This is a genomic window from Bradyrhizobium sp. CCBAU 51627, assembly GCF_028128765.1.
Taxonomy (GTDB): Bacteria; Pseudomonadota; Alphaproteobacteria; order Rhizobiales; family Xanthobacteraceae; genus Bradyrhizobium.
The window spans coordinates 405,162-431,022 of record NZ_LBJG01000005.1; the positions used below are offsets into that span (position 1 = coordinate 405,162).

The 25,861-nt window shown below is 63.9% G+C and carries 24 protein-coding genes; 10 read left to right on the forward strand and 14 right to left on the reverse strand.

The genetic code is table 11. The annotated features are described in order from the left end of the window. Positions 1 to 37 precede the first annotated feature (37 nt). Together XH88_RS04185 and XH88_RS04190 are read right to left on the reverse strand one after the other, a co-directional pair. Positions 38 to 211: a hypothetical protein gene (locus XH88_RS04185; protein ID WP_271614138.1), complete on the reverse strand. Its 174-nt coding sequence runs from the start codon at positions 209 to 211 to the stop codon at positions 38 to 40. 213 nt (positions 212 to 424) lie between these two features. After that, positions 425 to 688 (reverse strand): sulfur globule protein precursor, encoded by a 264-nt coding sequence (locus XH88_RS04190; RefSeq protein ID WP_128965854.1) that lies wholly within the window; start codon positions 686 to 688, stop codon positions 425 to 427. 315 nt (positions 689 to 1,003) lie between these two features. Between XH88_RS04190 and ndk the strand changes: the two genes are divergently transcribed. Together ndk and XH88_RS04200 are read left to right on the forward strand one after the other, a co-directional pair. Next, positions 1,004 to 1,426: a nucleoside-diphosphate kinase gene (gene ndk, locus XH88_RS04195; RefSeq protein WP_092294601.1), complete on the forward strand. Its 423-nt coding sequence runs from the start codon at positions 1,004 to 1,006 to the stop codon at positions 1,424 to 1,426. Between the two features lie 39 nt (positions 1,427 to 1,465). Further along, positions 1,466 to 2,329, forward strand: coding sequence for a TerC family protein (locus XH88_RS04200; RefSeq protein WP_271614139.1), 864 nt, complete (start codon positions 1,466 to 1,468; stop codon positions 2,327 to 2,329). A 4-nt stretch (positions 2,330 to 2,333) separates the two neighbouring features. Here the strand turns inward: XH88_RS04200 and XH88_RS04205 are convergent, their stop codons facing one another. From XH88_RS04205 to XH88_RS04235, 7 genes are all read right to left on the reverse strand, one after another. Beyond that, a complete protein-coding gene (locus XH88_RS04205; RefSeq protein WP_271614140.1) occupies positions 2,334 to 2,645 on the reverse strand; it encodes a DUF3240 family protein in 312 nt (103 codons plus the stop codon). Then, the gene (locus XH88_RS04210) at positions 2,642 to 5,716 is read right to left on the reverse strand and encodes an efflux RND transporter permease subunit (RefSeq protein WP_271614141.1); all 3,075 of its coding nucleotides are present in this window, start codon (positions 5,714 to 5,716) and stop codon (positions 2,642 to 2,644) included. The genes XH88_RS04205 and XH88_RS04210 overlap by 4 nt, the downstream gene beginning before the upstream one ends. Continuing rightward, the gene (locus XH88_RS04215) at positions 5,717 to 6,805 is read right to left on the reverse strand and encodes an efflux RND transporter periplasmic adaptor subunit (RefSeq protein ID WP_271614142.1); all 1,089 of its coding nucleotides are present in this window, start codon (positions 6,803 to 6,805) and stop codon (positions 5,717 to 5,719) included. A 148-nt stretch (positions 6,806 to 6,953) separates the two neighbouring features. After that, on the reverse strand, positions 6,954 to 8,456 hold the full coding sequence (ppx, locus tag XH88_RS04220) for an exopolyphosphatase (RefSeq protein ID WP_271614143.1): 1,503 nt from the start codon (positions 8,454 to 8,456) through the stop codon (positions 6,954 to 6,956). Between the two features lie 15 nt (positions 8,457 to 8,471). Then, positions 8,472 to 10,661 (reverse strand): RNA degradosome polyphosphate kinase, encoded by a 2,190-nt coding sequence (locus tag XH88_RS04225; RefSeq protein ID WP_271614361.1) that lies wholly within the window; start codon positions 10,659 to 10,661, stop codon positions 8,472 to 8,474. A gap of 141 nt (positions 10,662 to 10,802) precedes the next feature. After that, the gene (locus XH88_RS04230; RefSeq protein WP_271614144.1) at positions 10,803 to 11,480 is read right to left on the reverse strand and encodes a DnaA ATPase domain-containing protein; all 678 of its coding nucleotides are present in this window, start codon (positions 11,478 to 11,480) and stop codon (positions 10,803 to 10,805) included. Between the two features lie 91 nt (positions 11,481 to 11,571). Beyond that, on the reverse strand, positions 11,572 to 12,114 hold the full coding sequence (locus XH88_RS04235) for a CDP-alcohol phosphatidyltransferase family protein (RefSeq protein WP_271614145.1): 543 nt from the start codon (positions 12,112 to 12,114) through the stop codon (positions 11,572 to 11,574). A gap of 156 nt (positions 12,115 to 12,270) precedes the next feature. On the opposite strand from XH88_RS04235, the gene purM reads away from it, so the two are divergent. Both purM and purN read left to right on the forward strand, forming a co-directional pair. Continuing rightward, positions 12,271 to 13,341 carry a phosphoribosylformylglycinamidine cyclo-ligase gene (gene purM / locus XH88_RS04240; RefSeq protein ID WP_271614146.1) on the forward strand — a complete coding sequence of 357 codons (1,071 nt, stop codon included), beginning with the start codon at positions 12,271 to 12,273 and terminating at the stop codon, positions 13,339 to 13,341. Beyond that, entirely contained in the window at positions 13,341 to 13,994 is a 654-nt protein-coding gene (gene purN / locus XH88_RS04245) for a phosphoribosylglycinamide formyltransferase (protein WP_271614147.1), read from the forward strand. The genes purM and purN overlap by 1 nt, the downstream gene beginning before the upstream one ends. 90 nt (positions 13,995 to 14,084) lie before the next feature. Here the strand turns inward: purN and XH88_RS04250 are convergent, their stop codons facing one another. Next, the gene (locus XH88_RS04250) at positions 14,085 to 14,291 is read right to left on the reverse strand and encodes a cold-shock protein (RefSeq protein WP_008551638.1); all 207 of its coding nucleotides are present in this window, start codon (positions 14,289 to 14,291) and stop codon (positions 14,085 to 14,087) included. Between the two features lie 375 nt (positions 14,292 to 14,666). Between XH88_RS04250 and XH88_RS04255 the strand changes: the two genes are divergently transcribed. Continuing rightward, positions 14,667 to 15,857 (forward strand): autotransporter outer membrane beta-barrel domain-containing protein, encoded by a 1,191-nt coding sequence (locus XH88_RS04255; protein WP_271614148.1) that lies wholly within the window; start codon positions 14,667 to 14,669, stop codon positions 15,855 to 15,857. Positions 15,858 to 15,875: 18 nt separating this feature from the next. Here the strand turns inward: XH88_RS04255 and XH88_RS04260 are convergent, their stop codons facing one another. After that, complete coding sequence (locus XH88_RS04260; protein ID WP_271614149.1) at positions 15,876 to 16,916, reverse strand: LysR family transcriptional regulator; 1,041 nt, start codon at positions 16,914 to 16,916, stop codon at positions 15,876 to 15,878. A gap of 71 nt (positions 16,917 to 16,987) precedes the next feature. On the opposite strand from XH88_RS04260, the gene XH88_RS04265 reads away from it, so the two are divergent. The 3 genes from XH88_RS04265 to XH88_RS04275 all read left to right on the forward strand — a co-directional run bounded on the left by XH88_RS04265 (position 16,988) and on the right by XH88_RS04275 (position 18,803). Beyond that, the gene (locus tag XH88_RS04265) at positions 16,988 to 17,605 is read left to right on the forward strand and encodes a hypothetical protein (protein ID WP_271614150.1); all 618 of its coding nucleotides are present in this window, start codon (positions 16,988 to 16,990) and stop codon (positions 17,603 to 17,605) included. Beyond that, positions 17,592 to 18,212 carry a GNAT family N-acetyltransferase gene (locus tag XH88_RS04270; protein WP_271614151.1) on the forward strand — a complete coding sequence of 207 codons (621 nt, stop codon included), beginning with the start codon at positions 17,592 to 17,594 and terminating at the stop codon, positions 18,210 to 18,212. The genes XH88_RS04265 and XH88_RS04270 overlap by 14 nt, the downstream gene beginning before the upstream one ends. A 423-nt stretch (positions 18,213 to 18,635) precedes the next feature. Next, on the forward strand, positions 18,636 to 18,803 hold the full coding sequence (locus XH88_RS04275; RefSeq protein ID WP_271614152.1) for a hypothetical protein: 168 nt from the start codon (positions 18,636 to 18,638) through the stop codon (positions 18,801 to 18,803). 20 nt (positions 18,804 to 18,823) lie between these two features. Here XH88_RS04275 and XH88_RS04280 read toward each other — a convergent pair whose 3' ends face one another. After that, a complete protein-coding gene (locus XH88_RS04280; protein ID WP_271614153.1) occupies positions 18,824 to 20,416 on the reverse strand; it encodes an FAD-dependent monooxygenase in 1,593 nt (530 codons plus the stop codon). Between the two features lie 94 nt (positions 20,417 to 20,510). Beyond that, entirely contained in the window at positions 20,511 to 21,266 is a 756-nt protein-coding gene (locus XH88_RS04285; RefSeq protein WP_271614154.1) for an IclR family transcriptional regulator, read from the reverse strand. Positions 21,267 to 21,420: 154 nt separating this feature from the next. Between XH88_RS04285 and XH88_RS04290 the strand changes: the two genes are divergently transcribed. Together XH88_RS04290 and XH88_RS04295 are read left to right on the forward strand one after the other, a co-directional pair. Next, positions 21,421 to 22,752 carry an MFS transporter gene (locus XH88_RS04290; RefSeq protein ID WP_271614155.1) on the forward strand — a complete coding sequence of 444 codons (1,332 nt, stop codon included), beginning with the start codon at positions 21,421 to 21,423 and terminating at the stop codon, positions 22,750 to 22,752. 196 nt (positions 22,753 to 22,948) lie between these two features. Continuing rightward, on the forward strand, positions 22,949 to 24,331 hold the full coding sequence (locus XH88_RS04295) for an aspartate aminotransferase family protein (RefSeq protein WP_271614156.1): 1,383 nt from the start codon (positions 22,949 to 22,951) through the stop codon (positions 24,329 to 24,331). 127 nt (positions 24,332 to 24,458) lie between these two features. Here XH88_RS04295 and rnd read toward each other — a convergent pair whose 3' ends face one another. Continuing rightward, positions 24,459 to 25,607: a ribonuclease D gene (gene rnd / locus XH88_RS04300; RefSeq protein ID WP_271614157.1), complete on the reverse strand. Its 1,149-nt coding sequence runs from the start codon at positions 25,605 to 25,607 to the stop codon at positions 24,459 to 24,461. Positions 25,608 to 25,861: the final 254 nt, after the last annotated feature.

Genomic DNA, 25,861 nt, shown 5'->3' on the forward strand with positions numbered 1-25,861 from the left:
CGCGGCGAACGCAACCCGTTTTTACGTGAGCACTGAACTAGTGCGTATCGCGCTCGCGCTTCTTCAATTCATTCAAGAGCTGCTCGAGATGCGTCGGCAGGCGCGGTTCGGGACGGAGGCTCTGCTGCAGCCGCTCGCCTACGGCATCGCAGATCGAGCGGCTGGTGCGCCGGTCAATCTGTTCGCTGTCATTGGCAAAATGGCCAGCCATTTGCGGGTTCCGTGCTCTAGGAGTAACGACACGGTACCAAGTCATTGGCCCCCAAAATGGTTTCGCCGCCGCGGGGAATGCCGGGCATTCTAGTAAAAATTGTATTAATTCGTCGCTCTTGCCTAAATACAAGGCCCCGGCGGGGGGATCGCCGGGGCCTCTCTTGGAAGGTGCCGCAGGGGGGAACAGCACCTCAGGAAGATGTTTGGCGACTCAATAGCAGCGGTTGATCAGGCGCCAGCGGGGTCCCCAGGGGGTCGGGACCAGCCGGCGCACATAGCAGCCGCCGTAACCGTAAGCGACGGGCGCAGCATAGAAGCGCGGACCGCCCCAGCCGTAGCCATAGCCATGATGCCAGCCGCCCCAACCGCCGTGCCAGCCCCAGCCACCATGCCAGTGAGCGGAGGCAGAGGTGGGGGCCAGCGCGGCACCCAGGGCGACCGCGGCGACTGCAGCGAGCGAAAGTTTCCTCAACATGGTGATCTCCTCAAAACTGCCGGCGCGGGGTTGTCGCGTCGATGGAAAGGCCGCCGAAACGATCCGCCTCGGGAGGGAGGCTTTGGTTTCGATGGACCTGAGGTTACGCCAGCGAGGCTGAACCAAACCCTGACGCGGCCTTCAGATTGGGTTCATCTGGGTGAAATCGTTGTAATCCATGTTGGAATTCGTCGGGGCTTGGCCTGCGGCGAAGCGCCCGCGCGGCCGCTGCGGCGCTCGCTTGCCGGATCGCGAAGGCGCCGATATAAGCCCGGCAACTCCGAACCACCTGTTTTTCTCTTCAAGGACAAGATCATGGCCATCGAACGCACTTTCTCGATCATCAAGCCCGACGCGACCGCGCGCAACCTGACCGGCGCCGTGAACGCCGTGATTGAGAAGGCGGGCCTGCGCATCGTGGCGCAGAAGCGCATCCGCATGACCAAGGAGCAGGCCGAGACCTTCTACGCGGTCCACAAGGCGCGTCCGTTCTTCGGCGAGCTCGTCGAGTTCATGACCTCCGGCCCGGTCGTGGTCCAGGTGCTGGAAGGCGAGAACGCCGTCGCCAAATATCGCGACGTCATGGGTGCCACCGATCCGTCCAAGGCGGCTGACGGCACTATCCGCAAGCTCTACGCCAAGTCGATCGGCGAGAACTCCGCGCATGGCTCTGACGCTCCGGAGACCGCCGCGATCGAGATCGCGCAGTTCTTCTCGGGCAACGAGATCGTCGGCTAAAGTCCGATAGATTGAATCGACGGGGCGAAAGGACTGATTGTGAACTGGCTCTGGCAGATCTTCGATCCCGCCACGATCGGAGCATTCTTCGCCCAGTTCCGCAGTGAGATGGCCGAACCGACCTTCTGGATTGCGGTCGGCAAGATCATCTGGATCAACGTCTTGCTGTCCGGCGACAACGCGCTGGTGATCGCGCTCGCCTGCCGCGGCCTGAAGCCGCGGCACCGGCTGTGGGGTATGGTGTTCGGCGCCGGCGCCGCGGTGCTGCTGCGGATCATCTTCACAGGCATCGTCGCGAGTCTGATGGGGCTGCCGTACCTCAAGCTTGTCGGCGGCCTTGCGTTGATCGTGATCGCGGCAAAGCTGCTGGTGCCGGAAAACGAGGACGAGGACGACGTCGAGTCGGCCTCGCAACTGTGGCAGGCGGTGCAGATCGTCGTCGTCGCCGACATCATCATGAGCCTGGACAACGTCATTGCGGTGGCAGCCGCCGCCAATGGCAGCGCGCCGCTTCTGGTGCTCGGGCTTGCCATCAGCGTGCCGCTGATCGTCGCCGGCGCGGCGCTGATCATGGCGCTGCTCTCGAAGCTGCCGATCCTGGTCTGGGCCGGTGCGGCGCTGCTCGGCTGGATCGCGGGCGAGGTGATCGCGACCGATCCCGGTATCGCGCCGAAACTGCATTCGCTGGCCGAGGGACCGTTCGGCGCTTTGCTGGACAAGATGCTCGGCAGCCTGCACATCCCTGCGCAATTCGCCCATGGCGGACCAGGGAGCGAATATCTCTGCGCCGCGCTCGGCGTCGTCATCGTGCTCTTGGTCGGCTCAATCTGGCGCCGACGCAGCCTTAGCGCGGCTGCGCTCGAGGCCTCCGAACAGCACGCCAAGGCGTCGGCTGAAGGTTGATCGTTCAGTCGATGATGCCGAATTCCGTCACGGGCGTCGCCCAATAGACGAGCCTGGTTCCAGCAAACGAAACCCGAAGCCGGCCGAGCAGGCGGGTGGCATCATCCCGCAGCAGTATGACCTGGACCATGGCTTGATCGGCGTGGCCCTGGACGCGCTCGGCGGCCGTGTGCAGTCGGACTTCGCCGCCGTGGCCGGCGGCGTGCGACGCCGTGAAGCCCGAGACAAGGTCGCTTTGTTCGGCGAGATAGTCGAACACCTCTTCACGGAGCCGATGCGGCACGATCAACGTGAGGCAGACCTGCTGGTCGGTCATTTGGCCACCTTCGACGTGCCGCCATAGCGGCGGTACAGGATCGGCAGGAGGATCAGGGTCAAGACCGTGGAGGACAACAGCCCTCCGATCACGACGACGGCAAGCGGACGCTGCACCTCGGACCCCGGACCCGAGGCAAACAGCAGCGGGATCAGACCAAGCGCCGTGATGCTCGCGGTCATCAGCACCGGCCGCAGCCGGCGCATGGCGCCTTCGACGACGATACGATGCTCGCTCAGGCCGTGGGCACGCAGTTGATTGAAGTAGGAGACCAGGACCACGCCGTTGAGGACGGCAATCCCGAGCAGCGCGATGAACCCGACCGAGGCCGGCACCGACAGGTACTCGCCCGTGACGACCAGGGCGAAGACGCCGCCGATCAGGGCGAAGGGAATGTTCACGAGCACGAGCAAGGCCTGGCGAATGGCGCCGAACGTGGTGAAGAGCAGGACGAAAATCAGGCCGATCGCGACGGGGACGACGACCGAAAGACGTGCAGAGGCACGTTGCTGGTTCTCGAACTGTCCACCCCACGTCAGCCGATAGCCGTCCGGAAGCTGCAGTTCCGCCGTGACCTTCTGGCGGGCCGCTTCGACGAAGCCGACCATGTCACGGCCGCGGACGTTGGCCCGGACGACGCTCATGCGAGCACCATCTTCGCGATCAATCTTGACCGGACCGTCCACGCGTTGAATTCGGGCAACCTGCGACAGCGCGACATGTTGCCCCGATGCGAGCGTCAGCGGAAGGCTCGCGAGCAGCGACGGCGCCTCTCTGGTCGTCTGGCCGCCCCGGACGAGAATGGGAGTGCGGCGTCCTTCCTCGAGTGCGGTTCCGATCGTTCGCCCCTCGATTTGAGTGCGCAGCGAATTGGCGATGGCGTCAACCGTCAGGCCGAGACGGCCCGCCTCCATTCGATTGACGGAAACCGTATAGTATTGAGCGCCTTCGTTGAGCGTGGTGTAGACGTCCTCGGCACCGTCGATGCCGGACAGGATGGCCGACAGCTTTGCCGCGGCTTCGTTCAGCCGGGCGATGTCAGGACCGAAGATCTTGACTGCGACATCGCCACGCACGCCGCTGATCATCTCCTGCACGCGCATGTCGATGGGTTGGGTGAAGCTGAGCGAGATGCCGGGAAAGCCGGAGAGAACCTCGCGTAGTTTCTGCAGCAGGGCCTCTCGATCGTCGGCCTGTCTCTCGGCAGCCGGCTTCAGCACGAGGAACGTGTCAGTCTGATTGGGCCCCATGGGATCGAGGCCCAGCTCGTCGGACCCGGTCCGTGCGACGATCCCGGCAATGTCAGGAACTGCGAGCAGCGCGGCCTGCAGCCTCCTGTTCATGGCAAGCGATTCGTCGAGATTGACCGAGGGAAGCGTCTCCACGCTGACGATGACGTCGCCTTCGTCCATCGTCGGCATGAAGGTTTTGCCGAGCTTTGCATAGGCAAAGCCTGCGGCGAGCAGAGCGATCAGCGCCGCAGCCATCACCTTGCGCTCGTTGCGCAAGGCCCAGTTCAGCGCCGGCGCATAGACGCGCTGGGCCACACGAACGATCAGGGGATCGCGATGCGAGGCAGATTTGAGCAGGAAGGACGTCGCGACCGGAATCACCGTGAGCGCCAGCAGCAGCGAGCCGGCGAGCGCGAAAATGATCGCCAGCGCAACCGGGATGAACAGCTTTCCCTCCAATCCCTGCAGGGTCAGCAGGGGAACGAACACGATGATGATGATGAGGACGCCCGAGGCCACCGGCTCCAGCACTTCGCAAACCGAGCGGTAGATCAGGTGGATCAGCGGTGCCGACTTGACGGATTCGTGCTTGCCGAGGTTGCCGACGATGTTCTCGACCACGACGACCAGCGCGTCGATCAACATGCCGATCGCGATCGCAAGTCCGCCCAGGCTCATCAGGTTCGCCGACATTCCCACCACCCGCATGACGATCAGGGCAATGACGATGGCGAGCGGCAGGCTGAGAGCGATTACGAGCGAGGCCCGCCAGTTGCCGAGGAAAAGCAGCAGGAGCACGATGACGAGCGCCGTGGCCTCGCCGAGCGCTCGCACGACAGTCCCAACAGCGCGATCGACCAGACGGCTGCGGTCGTAGAACACGTTGATCGAAACGCTCTTCGGCAGCGAGGGTTGCAGCTCCGCAAGGCGGGCCCGCACATCGCGGACCAGCTGCCCCGCATTGGCGCCGCGCAAACCGAGCACGAGCCCCTCGACGGTTTCGCCGCGCCCGTTCGACGTGACTGCGCCATAGCGTGTCAGCGTCCCGACTTTGACGCTCGCCACGTCATTGACGAGGATCGGCACCCCCTCGCGCGTGTCCACAACGATGGCCTTGATATCGTCGATCGAGCGGATGCTGCCTTCGATCCGCACCAGGGCGCTGTCTTCACCCTGGTTCACCCGCCCGGCGCCGTCGTTGCGGCTGTTGGCTTCGATCGCCCGGCGAAACAGGTCGGAGGATATGCCACGGGCAGCCAGCGCGTCGTTGCGCGGAATGATCTCGAAGGCGCGCACGTAACCGCCCAGCGCGTTGACGTCCGCAACGCCGGAGACCGTACGCAGGGCCGGTCGGATCACCCAGTCGAGCAGGGTGCGACGCTCCGCGAGCGAAAGCTCGTCGCTGTCGATCGTGAACATGAACATTTCGCCGAGGGGGCTTGTGATCGGGGCAAGACCGCCGCTCACCCCGTCAGGGAAATCGCGCGAGATGTTCGATAGCCGCTCCGAAACCTGGTTGCGCGCCCAATAGATGTCGGTGCCGTCTTCGAAATCCACGGTGATATCGGCCAGTGCGTATTTCGTGGTCGAACGCAGGATCTTCTTGTTCGGCAGTCCGAGCAACTCGAGCTCGACGGGCACCGTGATGCGCTGCTCGACCTCTTCGGGGGTGAGGCCCGGCGCCTTCATGATGATCTTGACCTGCACCGGCGAAACGTCGGGGAACGCATCGATCGGCAGGCCGGGCAACAGGACGGCACCGGCGCCGATCAACAGCAGCACGCTCAGCACGACGAACAGCCGCTGCGAAAGCGCGAATGCGACCAGGCGCCGGAGCATTTATTGCCCCAGCCCGGAGAGAATGCCGCGGAGCGCCGAGATGCCGCCGATCGCGATCTCGTCGCGGTCGGTGATCGGGCCGGATACCACGACATGATCCTGGTCTTCGGCAAGGAGCGCGACCGGAACAAGCCGGAAGCCGCCGTCGAAAGCAACGAAGACCGACGTCTGCTCACCTCGACGGACGAGACCGGCATAAGGAATCTCCCAGGCGCTTTCGCCGACGGAGAGAAAGCCGATGCGAGCGGCGGCCGTCTGCCCGGGATGCAGCTCGCCGTCATTCGGGACTTCCGCGCGGACCAGGACGGTCTGGGTGGCGGGATCGATCGTCTCGGAGACCAACACGACCTTGCCGGGTCTGGAATAGCCCTCGATCTCGACTTTCGCGCCGACGCGGACCGCTCGAATGCTTGCCGCGGGAACCGCGATTTCGGCCCAGAGCGGTGACAGCCGCGCCAGCTTGACCAGCGGTGCGGATTGTTCGAGCCGCTGCCCCGGCGATACCACGAGGTCGACCACGGATGCGGCCTGCGGCGCATTGACCGTCAGCGTGGCGCTGATCGCGGTTTCCTCGACCAGCCGCGAAATTGCTTCGTCGGACATTCCGCTCAGGCGCAGCATCTGCCGGCGTTCGGCGACCACCAGCGCGGCCTGGCGGGCCTCAGCCTGGCTCGCCTCGAGCACGCGTTGCGGCACGGCCTTGCCGTCGAACAGGTCCGTGTTGCGCTTGAGCTGCTGTGTTGCCAGCTGCTCCTGCGCAATCGCGTGCAGGTAGTCGCGCTGCTGGGAGACGAAGCTTGGGCTTTCGAGGATGACCAGCGGCTGGCCCGCGGAGACGCGATCGCCGCGGCCGACCGGGAGGCTGGCGACCATGCCGGCCACAGGGGCGCTGACGACCCACAATTGCGGCGTGGGGATCACGACCTGGACGGGGTATGGCAGCGTCAGGTCGGTCCTGCTCGGGATCGGATGAGCGACGCGTACGCCAAGATTATGCGCCTGCGGCTGGCTCAGCTTGATCTCGTCCTGCGCTCCAAACGCCGCGGGCGAAAAGCCAAAGGCGAGCGCGAACAGGACGCAGGCAGCCATTTTCCGACCGCGGATCGGGAAGCGAAGCCCAGGTTGGAATTGCATGGCAGAAGTGGTCCGAAACAACGTGGCGGCACGTTAGTCCGGCACGACGCGGTCGAGTTGATCTGCATCAACCGGCGTCGGTTCTGCGACAGAATGCAGCTGCTCAGCGTCTGACGATCGAGCCCGACCGTCCGATCAGGCGGGCGAGCTGCTTGAAGCGGCTGCCGACGCGGTCGGCGACGAGATCGCCGAGCCTGTGCTCGAACACCAGCATCAGATTGCGGCTCTGGCTGCGGAAATGCGTGGCCGGCAGCACGCCCGGGCGCGCGGCCGAGATCAGGTGCGCGACGCGGAATGCCGCGCCTAACAGGCGGGTGCGTTCGAGTTGCGCCGGCGTCAGCAATTCCTGCATGGTCAGCGGCGGCTGGTTCTCTTCGCTGAGGCCCGCATAGCGATAGAACACCGACAGTCCGACGAACGCGCGTTCGCGGTGATCGATCGCGCCGAAATTGGCGTTGACCACGAGGCTCAGCGTCTGCTCGCCGCGATGATCGGGGTGGACGCGCCAGCCGATATCGGACAGCAGACAGGCGGTGTGGCGCAGCCGCCGATCCTCGTCGGTCTCGCGCAGCTTCACGACGCGCGCCAGCCGATCGGTCCAGGCGATCAGCTCGCGCGCGTGCTGCGCCGAGCGTGACAGAAGCTGGTTCAGCTCCTCGGCAGCGCAAATCAGGCCGTCCTTGCTGCGCTCGGACTCCGGCAGCTTCTCGTGCAGCAGGCCCTCGCGCACGCCGAAGGTCGAGAACACGATGGTCTTGGGTTTGGCGACGCGGATAATGTGCTCGAGCACGAGCGCTGCATAGGTGAGGAGAGGGCGCCGCGCATCGGCGACGACCTCGATGTCGGCGAGCATGTCGGCGGCGGCGAGGCGCCGCAGCCGGCGGGCAAAATCCAGCGCCTCTGCTGCCGGAATCGAATAGCCGTGCATCACCTGGAGTGGATATCCGCTCTGGATGATGTGGATGCGCGCCAGCGCGCGCCAGGTGCCGCCGACGGCGTAGAAGGTGCGGCCGCGGCCGGCCGTGAGCTGCGGCACTTCGTCGAGCGCCTCGCGTACGATGCGGTCGGCGCGCTTGAGCGACTTGTGGGCGAGGTCCTGAAGCGCGAGACCGCCGAGCGGCAGCGTCACGCCGCTACGCACGCTGTTCCTGCGCACGTCGATCAATTCGAGCGAGCCGCCGCCGAGATCGCCGACGACGCCGTCGGGATTGTGAACGCCCGAGATGACGCCGAGCGCCGACAGTCTTGCTTCGCGCGGCCCCGACAGAATCTCGATTTTCACGGCGCAGATGCGCTCGGCTTTCGCGATGAAGTCGGGACCATTGGTGGCGTCACGGCAGGCGGCAGTTGCGATCGCGAACACGCGTCCGACCTGCATCACTCGGCACAGGGCGCGGAAACGCTTCAGCGACGTCAGCGCCTTGTCGACGGCGTCGGGCGCAAGCAGGCCCGTGCTCTGCACCTCTCGCCCGAGGCCGCACAGCGTCTTCTCGTTGAAGATCGGAATCAGGCTCCGCGCCAGCGCCTCGTAGACGACGAGACGAACCGAGTTGGAGCCGATGTCGATGACCGCGACGCTAGCGCCACGCTTGCGCGGCCGTTTCACGGCAAGAATCTCCGGTCAGGACTGATGGCGTTCGTTCCGGCGGGTGAGGCGCCGCGGCGAGGATTCCTTGAGCGACTTTCCACGGCCAGACAGACTCGGATTTGTCATGAAGTAGTTGTGCACGTTGAAGGGCTCCTCGCCCTTCGCGGCTTTCATACGCGTTGAAGACCCGTCCGGCAACAATTGCCAGCTCTGCTCATTATCCTTCAAATTCGCGACCATGATTTGTTCGAGAACCTGCTGATGCACCGTGGGATTTTGCAACGGACACAGCACCTCGACGCGGCGGTCGAGGTTGCGCGGCATCATATCGGCCGACGAGATATACACAGCCGCTTTGGCGCTCGGCAGGCCCTGGCCCATGCCGAAGCAGTAGATTCGGCCGTGTTCGAGGAAACGCCCGATGATCGACTTGACGCGGATGTTCTCCGACAGGCCGGGAATACCAGGCCTGAGGCAGCAGATACCGCGCACCACGAGCTCGACCTGAACGCCGGCCTGCGAGGCCTCATAGAGCGCGTCGATGATGTCGGGGTCAACGAGCGCATTCATCTTCATCCAGACCGCGCCGGGCTTGCCGTGACGCGCGTGCTCGGTCTCGCCCTGGATGTGCTCGATGATGCGCTTGCGCAAGGTCAGCGGCGACACGGCCATCTTTTCCAGATCGCTGGGCGCGGCGTAGCCGGTGATGAAGTTGAACACGCGCGCGGCGTCGCGGCCGATGGTCGGTTCCGAGGTGAAGTAGGAGAGGTCGGTGTAAATGCGCGCGGTCACCGGGTGGTAATTGCCGGTGCCGGTATGGACGTAAGTGGCGAGGCTGCCGCCCTCGCGGCGCACCACCATCGAGAGCTTCGCGTGCGTCTTCAATTCCAGGAAACCGTAGACGACCTGCACGCCGGCGCGTTCGAGATCGCGCGCCCAGCGGATGTTGGCCTCTTCGTCGAAGCGCGCCTTCAATTCGATCAGCGCGGTGACGGACTTGCCGGCTTCTGCCGCTTCCGCCAGCGCGCGGACGATCGGCGAGTTGTTCGAGGTCCGGTAGAGCGTCTGCTTGATCGCGACGACGTCGGGATCGCGCGCGGCCTGTTGCAGGAACTGCACCACGACGTCGAAGGATTCGTAGGGATGATGGACAATCAGGTCCTTCTGCCTGATAGCGGCGAAAATGTCGCCGCCATGTTCGCGCACGCGCTCCGGGTGGCGCGGCACGTAAGGGGTGAATTCGAGGTCTGGCCGATCAAGCCGGGTCAGCTGTGACAGTTCGTTCATGGCGAGCACGCCGTCGACGAGAAACGCCTCGTCGTCGGCCGCGGACAGCGCGTGCTGCACGAAGCTGCGCAGCTCCTCCGGCATCTTGGCGTCGATCTCGAGCCGGATCACCGATCCGCGGCGGCGGCGCTTCAGTGCGGTCTCGAACAGGCGGACGAGGTCTTCGGCCTCTTCTTCGATTTCGAGCTCGGAGTCGCGGATGATGCGGAAGGCGCCCTGACCGTGGAGACTGTAGCCGGGGAACAGGCGGTTGATGAACAGGCTGGTGGCCTGCTCAAGCGAGATCAAGCGGACCTTGCCTTCGGCCGGCAGGCGGATGAAGCGGTCGATCTTGCCGGGCATGCGGATCAGTGCGTTCATCGGCTTGCCGTCGGCCTCGCGCGTGAGCTGGAGCGCGATGGTGAAGCCGAGGCTCGGGATGAACGGGAAGGGGTGAGCCGGATCAATCGCCAGCGGTGTCAGCAGCGGGAACACGTTGTTGAGGAAATAGTCCTCGAGCCAGGTCCGTTCCGCCTTGCTGACGTCCTTGCCGTCGACCAGCACGATGCCGACTTCGGCCAGCGTGCCACGCAGGTCGCGCCAGATGGCCTGCTGATCGGAGGCGAGCTGGGAGACAGTGCGGTTGATCAATGCGAGCTGCTCGGACGGGGTCAGGCCATCGGGTGCCCGCTCGGCAATGCCCTCGCGCACCTGGGCCTTGATGCCGGCCACGCGAACCATGAAGAACTCGTCGAGGTTATTTGCCGAAATCGACAGGAATCGCACCCGCTCCAGCATGGGGTGGCTGGGGTTGACCGATTCCTCCAAAACGCGCCGGTTGAAATGCAACCAGGACAGCTCGCGATTGATGAAGCGCTCCGGGCTCGAGGCGATCGCCGGCAGGCCCTCGGTCTCCGTGGCTTTCTCTTTTGTTTCAATAGCTTGCGCGGAGTCCATGAGAAGTCGGTCCATCAAAATTGCCCCTCTTTGCGACTTAAGCGCAAAACCGGCCGGAGCATGTGTTAGTGCGATGACGTTTCGATGACATTGATGTTCCGCCGCGGCATTGCGTCAAGCGGGCCTGAGGGAGCGTGGTATTCAGACGTCCCGTAGCAGCTCGGCGGCGAGCGCCCGGGTGACAGGGCGGCTGAGGCGCAGCGCCTCGCTGTCGAGCAGTTCCACGGCCCGCCGGGCGGCGGCCGAGGAGCGCTCCAGCCGGGTCGCGAGATAGCTCACCACGGTTTCGTCCACGCTGAGCTGGCGGTCGGCGCAGAATTTGACGATCAGACCGCGGAACAGCTGGTCGTCGGGTGGCGCCAGCGAAACCATCGGAATGGTCCGCAGGCGGGAGCGCAGGTCACGGAGATCCACCTCCAGTGCCGCCGGTGCCTCGCGCCCGGTGAAAAGCACAAAGGCGCCGTCCTCACGGGCAAGGTTCATCAAATGGAAGAGGGCGCGCTCGTCGAAGTCTTTGGCCTTGAGATCCTCAACCACCAGCGCGCCGGTCGCGAGCGCGCCGGGGACGCTGGCTGGGGTCAGCGCATTGGCCATGGTCGAGCGGGCGCCTGATACCTCGGCCCAGATCGCAGCCAGATGGCTCTTGCCAGAGCCTTCGGGGCCGGCGAGCCACATGATCCGGCTCGGCCATTCCGGCCAGCTGTCGATCAGAGCGAGACCGGCAGCATTGGCGGGGCCCTCGAGAAAATTGTCCCGGCTGAGGCTTTCCGCATGCGGAAGCGAAAACGCCAATTGTCGGGGGTGAACGCGGCCTGCCACGCTTCTTGCTCCGTGCCGGCGCACCGGCCTTGCCTGATAAGGTTCGACTTGATCGACGGGGAGTTGGCCTTTTGCGGGGCCGCATCCCGGTTCATCGGGCTTCGATCGTGCTCATGTGCCGCAGCCACTCGACGAGATAGAGCGACACGGAGGACAGCGTGAACACCGTGACCAGACCCATCAGAACTATATCATATGGGCCCGCTTTGAAGCCGAAAGCGAGGGCAGCCAGCACCAATGCCGCATAGGCCACCTGGGCTACTGTATTGAGCTTCGACACTTTCGACGGCTTCATCTCGACCGGCTTGTCGAACAGCCAGGATACGATCACCGCAGCGACAATCATGATGTCGCGCGACACCACCAGAATCACGATCCAGCGCGGAATATCTCCCCAGATCCCGAGCGACAGGTAGATTGAGACCAGCAAGGCCTTGTCAGCCAGCGGATCGAGCAGGGCACCGAGTTCACTGGACATATTGAATCGCTTGGCGAGGAAACCGTCCACAGCGTCGCTGACACCCGCGATGAGGAAGACGGCGAACGCCACCTCCATTTGGCTCGATACGATGGCCCAGACGATGATGGGGACCAGCATGATGCGGCCCAGGGTAATGATGTTCGGAATACTCACACGGCGCTTCCCGGCACCCGACCTGACTTTGAATCCCGCCTCTAAAGAGGCTGAACCGGTTGATATCTCTACATAGTATAGGGCGGGGCGCCACGCTTGCCATTGCGCGTCCCCGGAATTCGACGTAACCAGCCGCAAACCCACTGGAAATCGGGCATGACCGACCGCAAAAACGGCCTCACTTACGCCGATTCAGGCGTCGATATCGACGCGGGCAACCGCCTGGTCGATCTGATCAAGCCGATGGTGCGCGCCACCGCACGGCCCGGCGCCGACGCCGAGATCGGCGGATTCGGCGGTCTGTTCGACCTCAAGGCGGCCGGTTTTAGGGATCCCGTCCTGGTGGCGGCCACGGACGGCGTCGGCACCAAGGTCAAGATCGCAATCGAGACCGGCCTGCACGGCGGAATCGGCATCGATCTCGTCGCCATGAGCGTCAACGACCTCGTGGTGCAGGGCGCCGAGCCGCTGTTCTTCCTGGACTATTTTGCCTGCGGCAAGCTCGACCCCGAGGCCACGGCCGCAATCGTCGCCGGCGTCGCCGAAGGCTGCCGCGAATCCGGCTGCGCCCTGATCGGTGGCGAGACTGCCGAAATGCCCGGCCTCTACAGGGATGGCGACTATGATCTCGGCGGCTTTGCCGTGGGCGCCGCCGAACGTGGCACGCTGTTGCCCCGCAAGGACATCGCCGCCGGCGATGCAGTGATCGGCCTTGCTTCCTCGGGCGTGCATTCCAATGGCTTCTCGCTGGTGCGCAAGATCGTGGAACAGTCCGGCCTCGGCTTCGAGGCGCCGGCGCCGTTCGCGCCCGTGATGACCCTTGGCGGTGCGCTGCTGACGCCGACCCGGCTCTACGTCAAATCCTGCCTGCGTGCGATCCGCGAGACCGGCGCGGTGAAGGGGCTTGCCCACATCACCGGCGGCGGTTTCACCGACAACATCCCGCGCGTGCTCCCGAGCCACCTCGGCGTCGGCATCGACCTCGCGCGCCTGCCGGTGCTGCCGGTGTTCAAATGGCTGTCGGCGCAGGCCGGCATCGCCGAACTGGAGATGCTGCGCACCTTTAACTGCGGCATCGGCATGATCGCCATCGTCGAGCCCGACAAGGTCGACCAGGTCACGCAGGTCTTCAGCGATGCTGGCGAAACCGTGGCACTGCTCGGCACCGTGATCCCGGCCGAGGGCGAACGCGTCGTCTATAACGGCCATCTCGACCTGGCCCTGTGATGAAGCGCCGCGTCGCCATTCTGATCTCCGGTCGCGGTTCCAACATGGCCGCGCTGATCAAGGCAGCAAGTGCGCCGGATTTTCCGGCAGAGATTTCGCTGGTGGTCTCCAACAAGGCCGACGCGCTCGGGCTCGAACGGGCCAAGGCGGCCGGCGTGAAGACCGAGGTCATCGAGAGCAAGCCGTTCGGCAAGGACCGCGCTGGTTTCGAGGCCGTGCTGCAGGCAGCGCTGGACCAGCACGGCATCGAGCTGATTTGCCTCGGCGGCTTCATGCGCCTGTTCACCGCCGAATTCACCAAGGCCTGGTACGGACGGATGCTCAACATCCATCCCTCGCTGCTGCCGTCATTCCCCGGCCTCGACCCGCATGGCCAAGCCTTGCGCGCCGGGGTCAAGTTGTCTGGCGCGACAGTGCACTTCGTGATTCCTGAGACTGATGCCGGCCCGATTGTGATGCAGGGCGCCGTGCCCGTCAGCGACCACGACACCGCGGAGACGCTGTCGGAGCGCATCATCGAAGTCGAGCACCGCATCTATCCTGCGGCGCTGAGCCTGCTCGCGAGCGGCAAAGTCAAGATCGAGGGCGACGTCTGCAAGACGACGGGAAGCGAGGCGTCCGAGAATTTTCTGATTGCGCCTGTGGTGAATTGAGGCGCGTCCTGCGTTTCGTCGTCTCAAACAAAATCCCCCGGCAGAGCCGGGGGCAACGTCATGATCTCTCGCGCTGGGCTTTGAGAGGAATCAGGAGACCTTGAGGTTCTCCGCGGACGATTTGCCGCGGTTCTCCACGAGGTCGTATTCAACCACCTGGTTCTCGTTCAGGGTCGAGAGGCCAGCGCGCTCGACCGCGGAGATGTGGACGAACACGTCCTTATCGCCGCCGTTCGGCTTGATGAACCCATAGCCCTTGGTCGGGTTGAACCATTTGACGGTGCCCTTTTGTGGCATCGTTAGTCTCCTCCGCTAGATACTAAAAAGACGCGGCCGCTTTTCGCGTGCCACGTCACAAACGGGCTTCCGGAAGTCTGTTCGAGTCTTGAGTCTGTCGCGAAACGCACAGCCGAGCGGCCAATTCCGATTGTGTGCGGTATTCCAACACGAAAACCGCGCGCTAGCAAGCCGCGCGCGAATTTCAAGACCGCACCGAAGATCTCCCGCAGCAATTTGGGACCTGTGGCTGCGGAACCACAATCCGGAGCAATCCCCCCAGCGATCGCTCGCCAAACTGTTGACCCCTTGCGGCAGTTCAGCACAAATCGCCGCACCTGCTCGCCGTTCATGTTGTTTTTTTGCGGCCGCCATTTTGCTTCGGGATTACTCGTCATGTGCTGCAATCGGCAGCCCAACAGAACAAGGCAGACGATCGGATTGGATCGTCTCCGTGGAATCGTGCGGGCGGTTGCCGTCGCCCTTTCGGTCGTCGTGATGACGTCCGCGACATCAGGTTTGGCTCAGACCCCGACGCCGGCTGCATCTCCGACGCCTACACCGTCGCCTACACCGTCGCCGACACCGACACCGACACCGAGCCCGACGCCGACCCCGACATCGATATCGACCAATTACAACCAGTCGGCGGCCAACAGCACGCTCAATGTCGGCTCAAACTTCCTGGAGCGGCTCGGCAACCAGGCCTCCGGCGGCATCAATCGCGCCTCGCGCACCAATCCGGAGGGGGGTGGCGCGTCGGAGAGCGCGCAGGACCCGCGCTACCGTACCTGGTTCGAGGGTTACGGGATCTCAGTCCGGACCGATGCCCAGGGCGATTTCGTCGGCGACAAGCGCAAGACGATCGGCGGTGTTGCCGGCTTCGGTGCGCGGATCGCGCCCGGCGTCAACCTCGGCTTTTCCGTTGACCAAAGCCATACCGACATCGACGTGCCGGTCGCGCTCCAGTCGGCGACGCTCGATCTGACGCAGGTCGGCTTCAACGGCTCGGTCGACAAGGGCCCCTGGACCTGGGCCTTCGCAGTGGTGCACGGATTCGGCAAGGTTCATTCCAGCCGCGACACTGGTTTCGGCCTCGCGACGGCGGGCTATCGCGCTTCGGTCGACGGCGCGCTGACCGAGATCAGTTATTACTGGACCAAGGATCAGATGCGCATCGTGCCCAAGGGCGCGCTTGAATATGTGCGGGCGACCGGCGCGGCGTTCCACGAGGCGGGCGGACTTGACCCTCTTAACGTCGGCTCGAGCGCGATCTCTCGCGCACGCGCCATGATCGGGGCGGAGATCGGGCGCTACTTCATCGTCGACAAGAAGGTTCTGGACCTCTCGGCCTACGGCAAGTTCGTCGATAATTTCTATCAGGACCTGGGATCGGTGCAGGTCAGCCTCGGGACCCAGAACATCATCGTTCCCGGCATTGGCGAGAGCCGTTATGGCCTGGACGCCGGCGCCTCGGCCTCGCTCAGCCTGACCAACACCGCGCGGCTCTACGTCAATTACGACGGCAAATTCCGCAACGAGCTGACGTCGCACCAGGGCACGGTCGGCTTCGAATATCGGTGGTGACGTAGCGTTCGCCGGTGCTTAAGCAGGAGTCGGCGCGACGTAGCCCGTCAATCCAAAGGCTTCGCGCACGGACGTCATCATCGGCACCAGCGCGTTCGGATGGATGAACTCGTCGCGGAAGCAGGGATAGGTCTTGGGATCGAAGATCTGCTTCAGCCAGTCGACTACGACCTTGTGCCGCTCGGAGGCGCGGAACTCTTTGTGATAAGTGAGCCAGAGATCGGCGTGGTGGCTGACGCCGAGGTCGACCGCGACGAGCGGCGCCCCGAGCGCGATCGCCACCGTCGGCAGGAAGCCGATTCCGGCGCCGCGCTCGACCGCATAGAGCACGCCAACAGAGGAGTTGGTCTTGATCCCGACGATGCCTTCCAGCGATTTCAACCCGAGCACGCGGGCATAGGCGCTGTCGTCGACCTGCGGCGCGCTCTGCTTGATGATGCGGTGGCTCGGTAATTCGGCGAGCGTTGACGGCACGCCGTAGAGGTTCGCATAATCCTCCGAGACGAACGGATAAATGTGCAGCCGGCCGAGCTTGGTGACAATGAGGTCGGAATTGGTCGGCGGCTCGAGCTGGATCGCGATGTCCGACTCCAGTCGCGCGACATCGGCCTGCTCCATCGCACAACGCAGGTCGACGGTGATCTTGCGATAGGTCTTCTGGAAATCGATCAGCCGCGGCAGGATCCAGAAATTGCCGGGACCTTCTGTCACCGCGACGCGCACCGTGCCCGACGTGTCGTTGGATGAGCGCGAGGCGCGACGGAAGACGTTGAAGGCGTGACGCTCCATATGTGCGACGTCGGCGATCATCGCGGCGCCTTCGTCGCTGAGCGTGAGGCCGCTCTGGTCGCGCAGGAAAAGCTTGCAGCCGATGCTCTCTTCGAGCCGGTCGACCCTGCGCATCAACGTGGTAGAGGTGAGCCCGAGCTCTTCGGCGGCATTTCGGAAACTTTTAAACTTTGCGCAGGCTAAAAAAAGCTTCAAATCGTCCCAGGACGCATTTAGCGGTTCTTCATGGTGCTGCATCATTGCAGCGCCCCGGTGCAATACTTGCTGCATACTCCTGATCTCCAGCCGCTAAGCTCGTCCCCATAGCGACGTACAAAACCGCCGAACGATAGAGGGACGACATGAGTATGGAAAGGGGCGCGTGTGCCGCAAGGCATGATTTCGATGCTTTGCCGTTGAGCCCCGAGGTTGATGTCCGTTGCGCGCAGTTTTCCGAAATCGCGGCACTCTCGGAGATGGCGCGACGGCTGGTTCCGGGCGTGCAGATCGGGGCAGTGGAGCTTGCGAAGTATTTCGCCTTTGATCCCCAGAGCATCCTGACGTTCACGCGGAAAGGCAGTTTGCTCGGCGGCATGGCCTTCCTGTTTCTCAACGATCATGGGCACGATGCATTGCTGCTCGAGGATATCTGTCTGACTGCGCCGCAGACGCGCTATCTCGCTTCCGCGAATGATGACGTCGCAGCCATCTACATCTGGGCGATCGCGGCGACCGGCCGTGGTATCGCCGGTCTTGGCAAGGCTGCGGCTCATCTGCGGCAGTTAAGATTTCGCGGCGCGAATTGCTATGCCCAGCCGTCAACCGTGGCCGGACGCGAGATCATGAGGGCGACCGGCTTCGAGCCCGTTTCGAGCTTCCAGCCCGACCTCTGGTGTTACGAGCGCCCGTGGCATCGGCATCCGATGCGGGCGCCGGGCGCAATCGTTCAAGCAAGGAGTTTTGCAGATGCACGGCACTAGGATTCCTCTCGCCAAGCCCGACTCCCGCGCCATCACGATCCGCCTGGCGCGCAATCCGAGCGACCTCATGCTGGTCACCGCCATTCGCTCTGCGGTCTACCTCGCCGAGCAGGATTGCCCGTTTGATGAGGAGTTCGACGGTAACGACATGGTGGCCGCGCATTTCATCGGCTATGTCGGCAGCGAGCCTGCGGGCTGCCTGCGCGTGCGCTTCTTCGGTGATTTTGCCAAGGTCGAGCGGCTCGCGGTGCGTCATCAATATCGGCGCTCGCGCCTCTCGTTCAAGTTGGTGCAGGCGAGCATCGACTTCGTGAAGCGCAAGGGGTTCCGCAAGATCTATGGTCAGGCCCAGGATCGACTGGTCGATTTCTGGGCCCATTTCGGCGCCAAGCCGCTCGGCAACAACAGGAAGATCACCTTCTCGGATTTCTCCTACACGGAGATGCTGCTGGAGATCGAGCCGGGGCCGGATGCCATCACGCTGGATAGCGATCCCTACGTGATCATCCGCCCCGAGGGCGACTGGGACCGCCCCGGCGTGCTCGATGCCTCGGCGGGGCGGGCGGTGACCTCGCCGCTGCGGGACCTTGCGCTCGCCGGCCGTTGAAACGAGTGCAGCTCTGCGCAAGAGAATGCTGGTCTCCATGATGATCCGCTCCTGATCGGGCGTCGCCACGCCATTCTCGATGGCGGCGCCACCATCATGCGATGGCCAGTGTGGATTTGAAACACATGGTTCAATCCGTCATCCAGGCTGACCGATCGGACGGCGGAGGCGGGGCTGCGCCCGGGCGAGATGACGTTTGAGCATCCGTTGCCCTCAGCCTTCATCGCTGCCACCGCTATCAGGTGATCACCGATGCTGTTGCCTGCCGCCAGTCGGGCACCGGTGGGGCGGCCGGCTACAAACGGTCGGTGGTGAATGTCATTGCCAACTTTGCTACAATCCAGCCCAGCGCCGAACTGATCAGAGCCAGCGGCGCCGTCGCGGTCCAGGCTGCCGCGATCGGCGGATGGATGGGGTAGGACATTGTCTCGGGAGGACGAGCTCAAGCAGCTGATGAGCGATCTGTCGCGTGCCGTCGAGGCGGCGCGCCGGGTCGGTCTGCCTACGACCGTCTATTTGCTCTCGATGGCGCTGGTCGAGGTGAGGGAAGCCGCAGCGGACGGCGACGGGAGTGACGACGGCGTGGCCTAGGCCCGGGCGGAGCGATCCGGTCAGAAGCGGCCGACGGCACGTCTCAGGATCTCGGATGGGTCATCAGCATTGTTGGCCGCATAGGCAACAAACTGATCGGGCCGCACCAGGATCAGCCCCGCCTCGTATTTTTCGCGGCCGCCTGACGCTGTGTCCTCAATCACCTTCAGCGGAATGCCAAGCCGTGCGGCGGCTTGCCCGAAAGCGGCTGCCGCGGCGCCATCCGTCAGATCAATCAGCGTGAAGCCGTCGCCGAGCTCCTCGAAGACGTTCTTGCCTGACGACAGAGGTTGCGGCGCCAGATGATGGCCAGCGCGCGCTGCATAGGCGTGCGAGCCGATTGCGGTGCTGACGCCGCCAATGGGTCCGAAAACGATCGGCGATCCCTCGTAGTTCGGCTCGAAGGCGTTGACTTCCGCGCGTGCGCCAGACTGCCGCGATTGCCAGGCTGCCTCGAAATCGGCCCGATCCCGCGCCGGATCATGCTGCCAGAGAAAATCCCGGTCGCGGAAGATCGATGTTTCGATGAAGTCGCGTGCTGTCGATGCGAAGACGGGGCGACGTTCTGCGTCGTAGCTGTCGAGCAGGCTCGCCGGCGCCCAGCCCTGCAGGGCCCCAGCGAGCTTCCACGTTAGATTGACGGCATCCTCGAAGCCGCTGTTGATGCCATAGCCGCCATAGGGCGGGTGGCTGTGCGCGGCATCGCCGGCAATGAAGACGCGGCCGGCACGATAGCTGTCGGCGAGCGTGAAACGCAGATCCCAGAAGCCGATGTGCTCGAATTCGACATCGAACTCCGCCCCCGCCGCTTCGTGCAGCAGGCGCCTGAAATCGAAATTGTCGGCCGTGGTCTCGGCGGGGACAGGGGCGTGGAAGAACCATGTGGTGCCGAGATCGACCCGGCCGAAGAACTTCCAGTAACCGTCGAGATCCGGATGCAGCACGCTGTAGAAGGACTTACCCGGAAACTTGCTGAGCAAGCGGTGCAATTCGGTGGAGCGAAACACCAGCAAGACCATCAGTCGATCATGGTCGGAACGGGTCTGCGTTATGCCGGCGCGCTCGCGCACGACCGACCGGCTGCCGTCACACCCGACGACGTAGTCGGCGTGCAGGCTCTGTTTCGTCCCCTCACGGTTGACGATCTCGATGACGACGCCATCGGCTTCAGGCCGCACGTCCCGGCAGGTCCATCCGTAGCGCAGATCAATGGCGGGAAGCTGCGCTGCCCGTTGCCGCAACACAGCTTCGGTCGCATATTGCGGCAGGCGCTCATTGTCGGTGAAGTAAAATGGTCGAACCAGTTCGCGCTGCAGCCAGTTGTAGTTATAGCCGCTGAGCAGCGTGCCGTAGCTCGTCATTCCGCCGATGCCGTAGTCGGGTGGAATGGTGCGGGCCGCCCGCAGCGCCGCCTCCGAGCCCCAGAAATGGAAATGCTCCATTGTCCGTTGGGTGAGGTTCTGTCCCTTCGGGATCGGCTGCGGCTGCTCGTAGCGTTCGACCACGATGGTCTTGATGCCGCGCAGGCCCAGGCCGATCGCAAGGCCCATTCCGACCGGTCCGCCGCCAACGACGACGACCGGCGCGTGGTTGTTCGCCTCAGCCTGCCTCACATCGTTTCCCCGTGCCTGTTCCGCGCCTGGCGCGATCGTCGGTCCTCATGGGGCGTCGTGCGCATCTGGTCAAGCTAAATCTCGTAGTATGAGATTATGCTGTCTCTCTTTCGGCGGCCGCGGAGATCTGCCTGGCCGCTTCGCGGACCTCCGCACTGATGCGATCAATCAACTCGCCATTGGCATGCTGGCCGGCGATCGTGATGCAGAGGCTTGCGCTCGGATAGCCAGCGTCGAGGATCGGGGCGGCGATCCCGACCGCGCCCGGCGTCACTTCGCCGAAGGCGACGGCAACGCCGACGCGCCGCACTCGCTTCAACGCAGCAAGGATGTCGTCGGGAGCGTCGCCGACGCCGACGCTGCGCAGATCGGCAGCATAACGCGTCACCAGCGGCATGAGGCGCTGCTTGGGCAGAAAGGCCATGATCGAGCGCGCGATCGCGCCGCGCCCCATCGGCATCGGTCTGCCGCGCGGATAGCTGCTGACTGGATTCACGGTGGATGCGATCGAGGCTACGCACAGTATTTTATCGCCATACCAGCGCACGATCAGCGCCGTGCAGGGGTACGCGGCTGTGAGGCGTTCCAGGTGCGGCGTAGCGATTGCGATCAACGGATCGGAGCGGCGACTGAGATAATCCATCTCGACCACGCGCGGGCCGAGTGCGAACCGGCCGCCGCGCGTCGACATCACGAAGCCGCTGTCCTTCAGGCTCTTCAGGTAGCGGTAGAGGGTCGGCCTGGTATAGCCGAGCTCGTTCATGAGTTCCTCGGGCGACCATTGCGGACGCGCCTCGGTGAAGAGATCGAGCACGGCAAGGACTCGATCCTGACTGTTTGCCTTGACCATATCGGTTTGATTCAGCTTCGCGTTCAGTCGTGTGAGCCGGCTGTGCCGAGGCTGCTATACGTCGGATACAGGCGGCTTGCGCAGAAAATAATCTCATTATAAGAGATTAATAAAGGAAAAATAGTGCAGGGGCTACCCGGGGGAGGAGGCGAGCATGGCTGTCACAGCAACGGGCGAGGCCGTATCGGACACGATCGACGTCCCCGCCTATGTCGACCGGCAGCCAGTGGGCGCCTTCCAGATCCGGGTGCTGCTGGTCTGCGCCGCCGTGCTGTTCATCGACGGCTTCGACACCCAGGCCATCGGCTATGTCGCGCCCGCCGTGGCGCAGGAGTGGAAGCTCGCGCGCGGCAGCCTCGGGCCGGTGTTCAGTGCCGGGCTCCTTGGCCTCATGATCGGCGCGCTGATCTTCGGCCCGATGGCGGACAGGATTGGCCGTCGCCGTATCATCCTCGCGAGCACGCTGGTGTTCGGCATCGGAACGCTGCTCACGATGTTTGCGCCTGATACGACCTGGCTGATCGCATTGCGCGTGCTGACAGGTCTCGGTCTCGGCGGCGCCATGCCCAATGCCGTCGCGCTGACGTCCGAATTCAGTCCGCATCGCCGTCGCGCCACTCTTGTCATGATGATGTTCGCAGGCTTTTCGATCGGGGCCGCCCTGGGCGGGCTGGTTGCAGCCGCGCTCATTCCTGCCTTCGGTTGGCGTTCGGTCTTTCTGGTCGGCGGCCTCGTGCCCTTGCTGCTGCTGCCGTTCCTGCTCAACGCCCTGCCGGAATCGATCAGGTTTCTGGCAATGCTCGGCCGGCGCGACCATGAGGTCGCTGAGATCCTGAAAAAGATCTCGCCGGGCGTGTCTTTCGCCGCCAGGGCGAAATTCGTCGTCCAGGAGCCGAAATTGCCGGGTCTGCCAGTCGCGCATCTGTTTGCGGAAAGACGCGGATCGGTGACGCTGCTGCTCTGGATCGTGTTCTTCATGAGCCTGCTCGACCTCTATCTGCTGTCGAACTGGCTCCCCACCGTGCTGAACGATCTCGGTGTCTCGGTGTCGGCTGCGGCCGCGATCGGCGCCACGCTCCAGGTCGGAGGCGTTGTCGGCACCTTTACACTCGGCCGGTTCATCGACCGCTTCTCGTTTCGCGCGCTGTCGCTGACCTATCTCTTCGCCGCAGCTGCCGTTGCGGCCATCGGCATGGTGAGCCATTCGATCGTTCTGGTGACGATCGCGATCTTCGCTTCGGGCTTCTGCATCGTCGGCGGACAGATTGCCTCGAACGCGTTGACGGCCACGTTCTATCCCACAGCGATCAGATCGACCGGCGTCGGATGGGCGCTGGGCATCGGCCGCATCGGCTCGATCGTGGGACCGCTGGTCGGTGGGGCGATGCTGGCCCGCGACATGGGGGCGCAGCCGCTGTTTGCCGCGGCGGCGGTTCCGGCGCTGGTGGCCGCAATGGCCGCCTTCATCCTCGCCAGGCGGGACTAGCCGAGGCGGCGAAACGCCCAAAACGGCAGCGCTGCCTTCCTGCAACGCTCATGTGCAGGCGTCGGCAACGAAATGGCGTTGCAAGTTGTGGCGCGCCGCAATAGCCAAGGAATGGACGTTTTGTTTGGACAAGCCTCGTTCCTGGATGGAGGCTGCGCCACAACGTCGGATGACGCACCAGTTAAGGAATCCCGTGATGACGATGCTGCCCAATTCGCAAGAAGCCCGGGATGTGGCCTACCAGCTCCATGCCTACACCAATGCGCGCGCCCATCAGCAGGCGGGTCCCCTGGTGATCGAACGCGGCGAGGGGCCTTACGTGTTCGACGCGTCAGGCAAGCGCTATTTCGAGGCGATGGCGGGCCTGTGGAGCGTCGGGCTCGGCTTCAATGAGGAGCGGCTGGTCGAGGCCGCCTACAAGCAAATGCAGGCGCTGCCGTTCTACCACACCTTCTCGGCCAAATCGCACGGGCCCTCGATCGATCTCGCCGAGAAGCTGGTGGCGCTCGCGCCTGTGCCCATGAGCAAGGTGTTCTTCACCAATTCCGGCTCGGAGGCGAACGATACCGTCCTGAAGCTGATTGCCTATCGTTCGAATTCGCTCGGCCAGCCGCAGAAAAAGAAAATCATCAGCCGCATGCGCGCTTATCACGGCGTCACCGTCGCGTCGGCAAGCCTCACGGGCCTTCCCAACAACCACCGCTCGTTCGACCTGCCGCTGCCGAATATCCTGCACACGGGCTCGCCGCATTTCTACAAGGACGGCGCGCCCGGCGAGAGCGAGGAGGCGTTTGCGACGCGCCGGGCCGAGGAGCTCGACGCGCTGATCCAGAAGGAAGGACCCGACACGATTGCCGCCTTCTTCGGCGAGCCGGTGATGGGAGCGGGCGGCGTCGTGGTGCCGCCGGCAACTTATTGGGACAAGATCCAGGCAGTCCTGAAAAAGTACGACATCCTCCTGATTGCCGACGAGGTGATCTGCGGCTTCGGCCGCACCGGCAAGATGTTCGGTAGCGAGACCTATGGCATCAAGCCCGATGCGATGGTGGTTTCCAAGCAGATCACCTCGAGCTATTTCCCGCTGTCGGCGATCATCATGAACGACCGCATGTTCGAGCCGATCGCCGACGAGAGCAATAAGATCGGCGTGCTCGGCCACGGCTTCACCGCCGGCGGTCATCCGGTCGGTTCGGCGGTGGCGCTCGAAAACCTCAAGATCATCGAGGAGCGGGGCCTGGTCGCGCATGCTGCCGAGCTCGGCGGCTATATGCAGGGCCGCTTGCGCGAGCTCACTAGCCATCCGCTGGTCGGCGAGGTTCGCGGCGTCGGCATGATCGCAGCGCTCGAGCTCGTGCTCGACAAGGGCCGCAAGACCGCGGCTGCAACGCCCGGCGCGGTCGGCGGCATGGCCAGCCGCATGCTGCAGGAGCGCGGCGTGATCTTGCGCAACATGCTCGATGCGATCGCCATCTGCCCGCCGCTGATCACCACCAAGGCCCAGATCGACGAGCTGGTCGCGGCGATCACGGGCGTGCTCGATGACATGAAGAGCGAAGTGGCGAAGCTGCCGCAGGCGTAAGGCACGCTGCTGCGTCAAATTCCGTCATTGCGAGCGCAGCGAAGCAATCCAGAATCCTCCTCGGAAACTGTCTGGATTGCTTCGTCGCAAGAGCTCCTCGCAATGACGATGGAGAGAGCGGGGCTGCCTACGCCCGCTGCACCCCGATCACACGACCCTTCTCGATCGCCAGTGCCAGCTCGCCGCGCTTCAGTTTCAGTGCGGCTTCGCCGAACAACTCACGACGCCAGCCGCGCAGCGCCGGCACGTCGGCATCATCGCTGGCTGCAATTTCTTCGAGATCATCGACGGTCGCGATCACCTTGCTTGCCACCGCATGACGCTCGGCGGTCATGCGCAGCAGAACCTTCAACAACTCGACGGTCGCCGCGCCGTTGGAGTTGTTGCGCGGCTTCTCCAGCTTCGGCAGCATCGAGAAATCCCGCGCCAGGCCGCGCTCGACCGCGGCGACGATGTCGGCGCCCCATTTGGACTTCTCGAAACCCTTCGGCACCGAGCGCAGGTGGGCGAGCTTCTCCAGCGTATTCGGCGCATGGGTGGCGATGTCGGTGACGGCTTCGTCGCGCAGCACACGGCCGCGCGGCACGTCGCGGCTCTGCGCCTCCTGCTCACGCCAGGCGGCGACCTCCATCAGCACCGCGAGGTCCTTCGGCTTGCGCACCCGCGTCTTCAGCCGCTCCCAAGCGCGCTCGGGGTGGAAATCGTAGGTCTTGGGCGAGGTCAGGATCTCCATCTCGATGGAGACCCATTCGTTGCGACGGCGCTTCTTGAGGTCGGCGTCGAGTGCGGCGAACACGTCGCGCAGATGCGTGACGTCGGAGACCGCGTAATGCATTTGCTCCTTGGTCAGCGGTCGGCGCGACCAGTCGGTGAAGCGGTGGGTCTTGTCCGGGCGGTGACCGGTGACCTTCTCGACCAGTGCGTCATAGGCGATGCTGTCGCCGTAGCCGAGCACCATGGCGGCAACCTGGGTGTCGAACACCGGATGCGGGATGATGTTGGCCTGGTGCCAGATGATCTCGATGTCCTGGCGGGCGGCGTGAAACACCTTCAGCACGCTCTCGTTGGCCATCAGCTCGAAGAACGGCTTGAGGTCGATGCCGTCGGCGAGGGTGTCGATGACGACCGCTTCCTCGGGGCTGGCCATCTGCACCACGCACAGCAGCGGGTAATAGGTGGTCTCGCGCAGGAACTCGGTATCGACGGTAATGACGGGATGCTTGGCCAGCCGGCTGCAGGCAGCCGCGAGGTCAGCGGTGGTGGTAATCAAATCCATGAACGGCCCATGACACTTGGTATCAGCCGTTCTGCCGAAAGCGCTGTGATGTCAAGGGGCTTGGCGCGAATTCGAGCCTTGCATTGGGGCCAGAATCGCTTGAAGCGGTCAAAATTCCTATTCGTAGCGGATCCGGTGGGAGGATTTGCGGGCGCAGGGTAGCGCCACCACCACCAGGCACATGCCAACCAGGGCCAATCCCAGGAACTCGAAAACCAGCAGATCCACGGCGGAAATCTCCAGAAACATCGGTA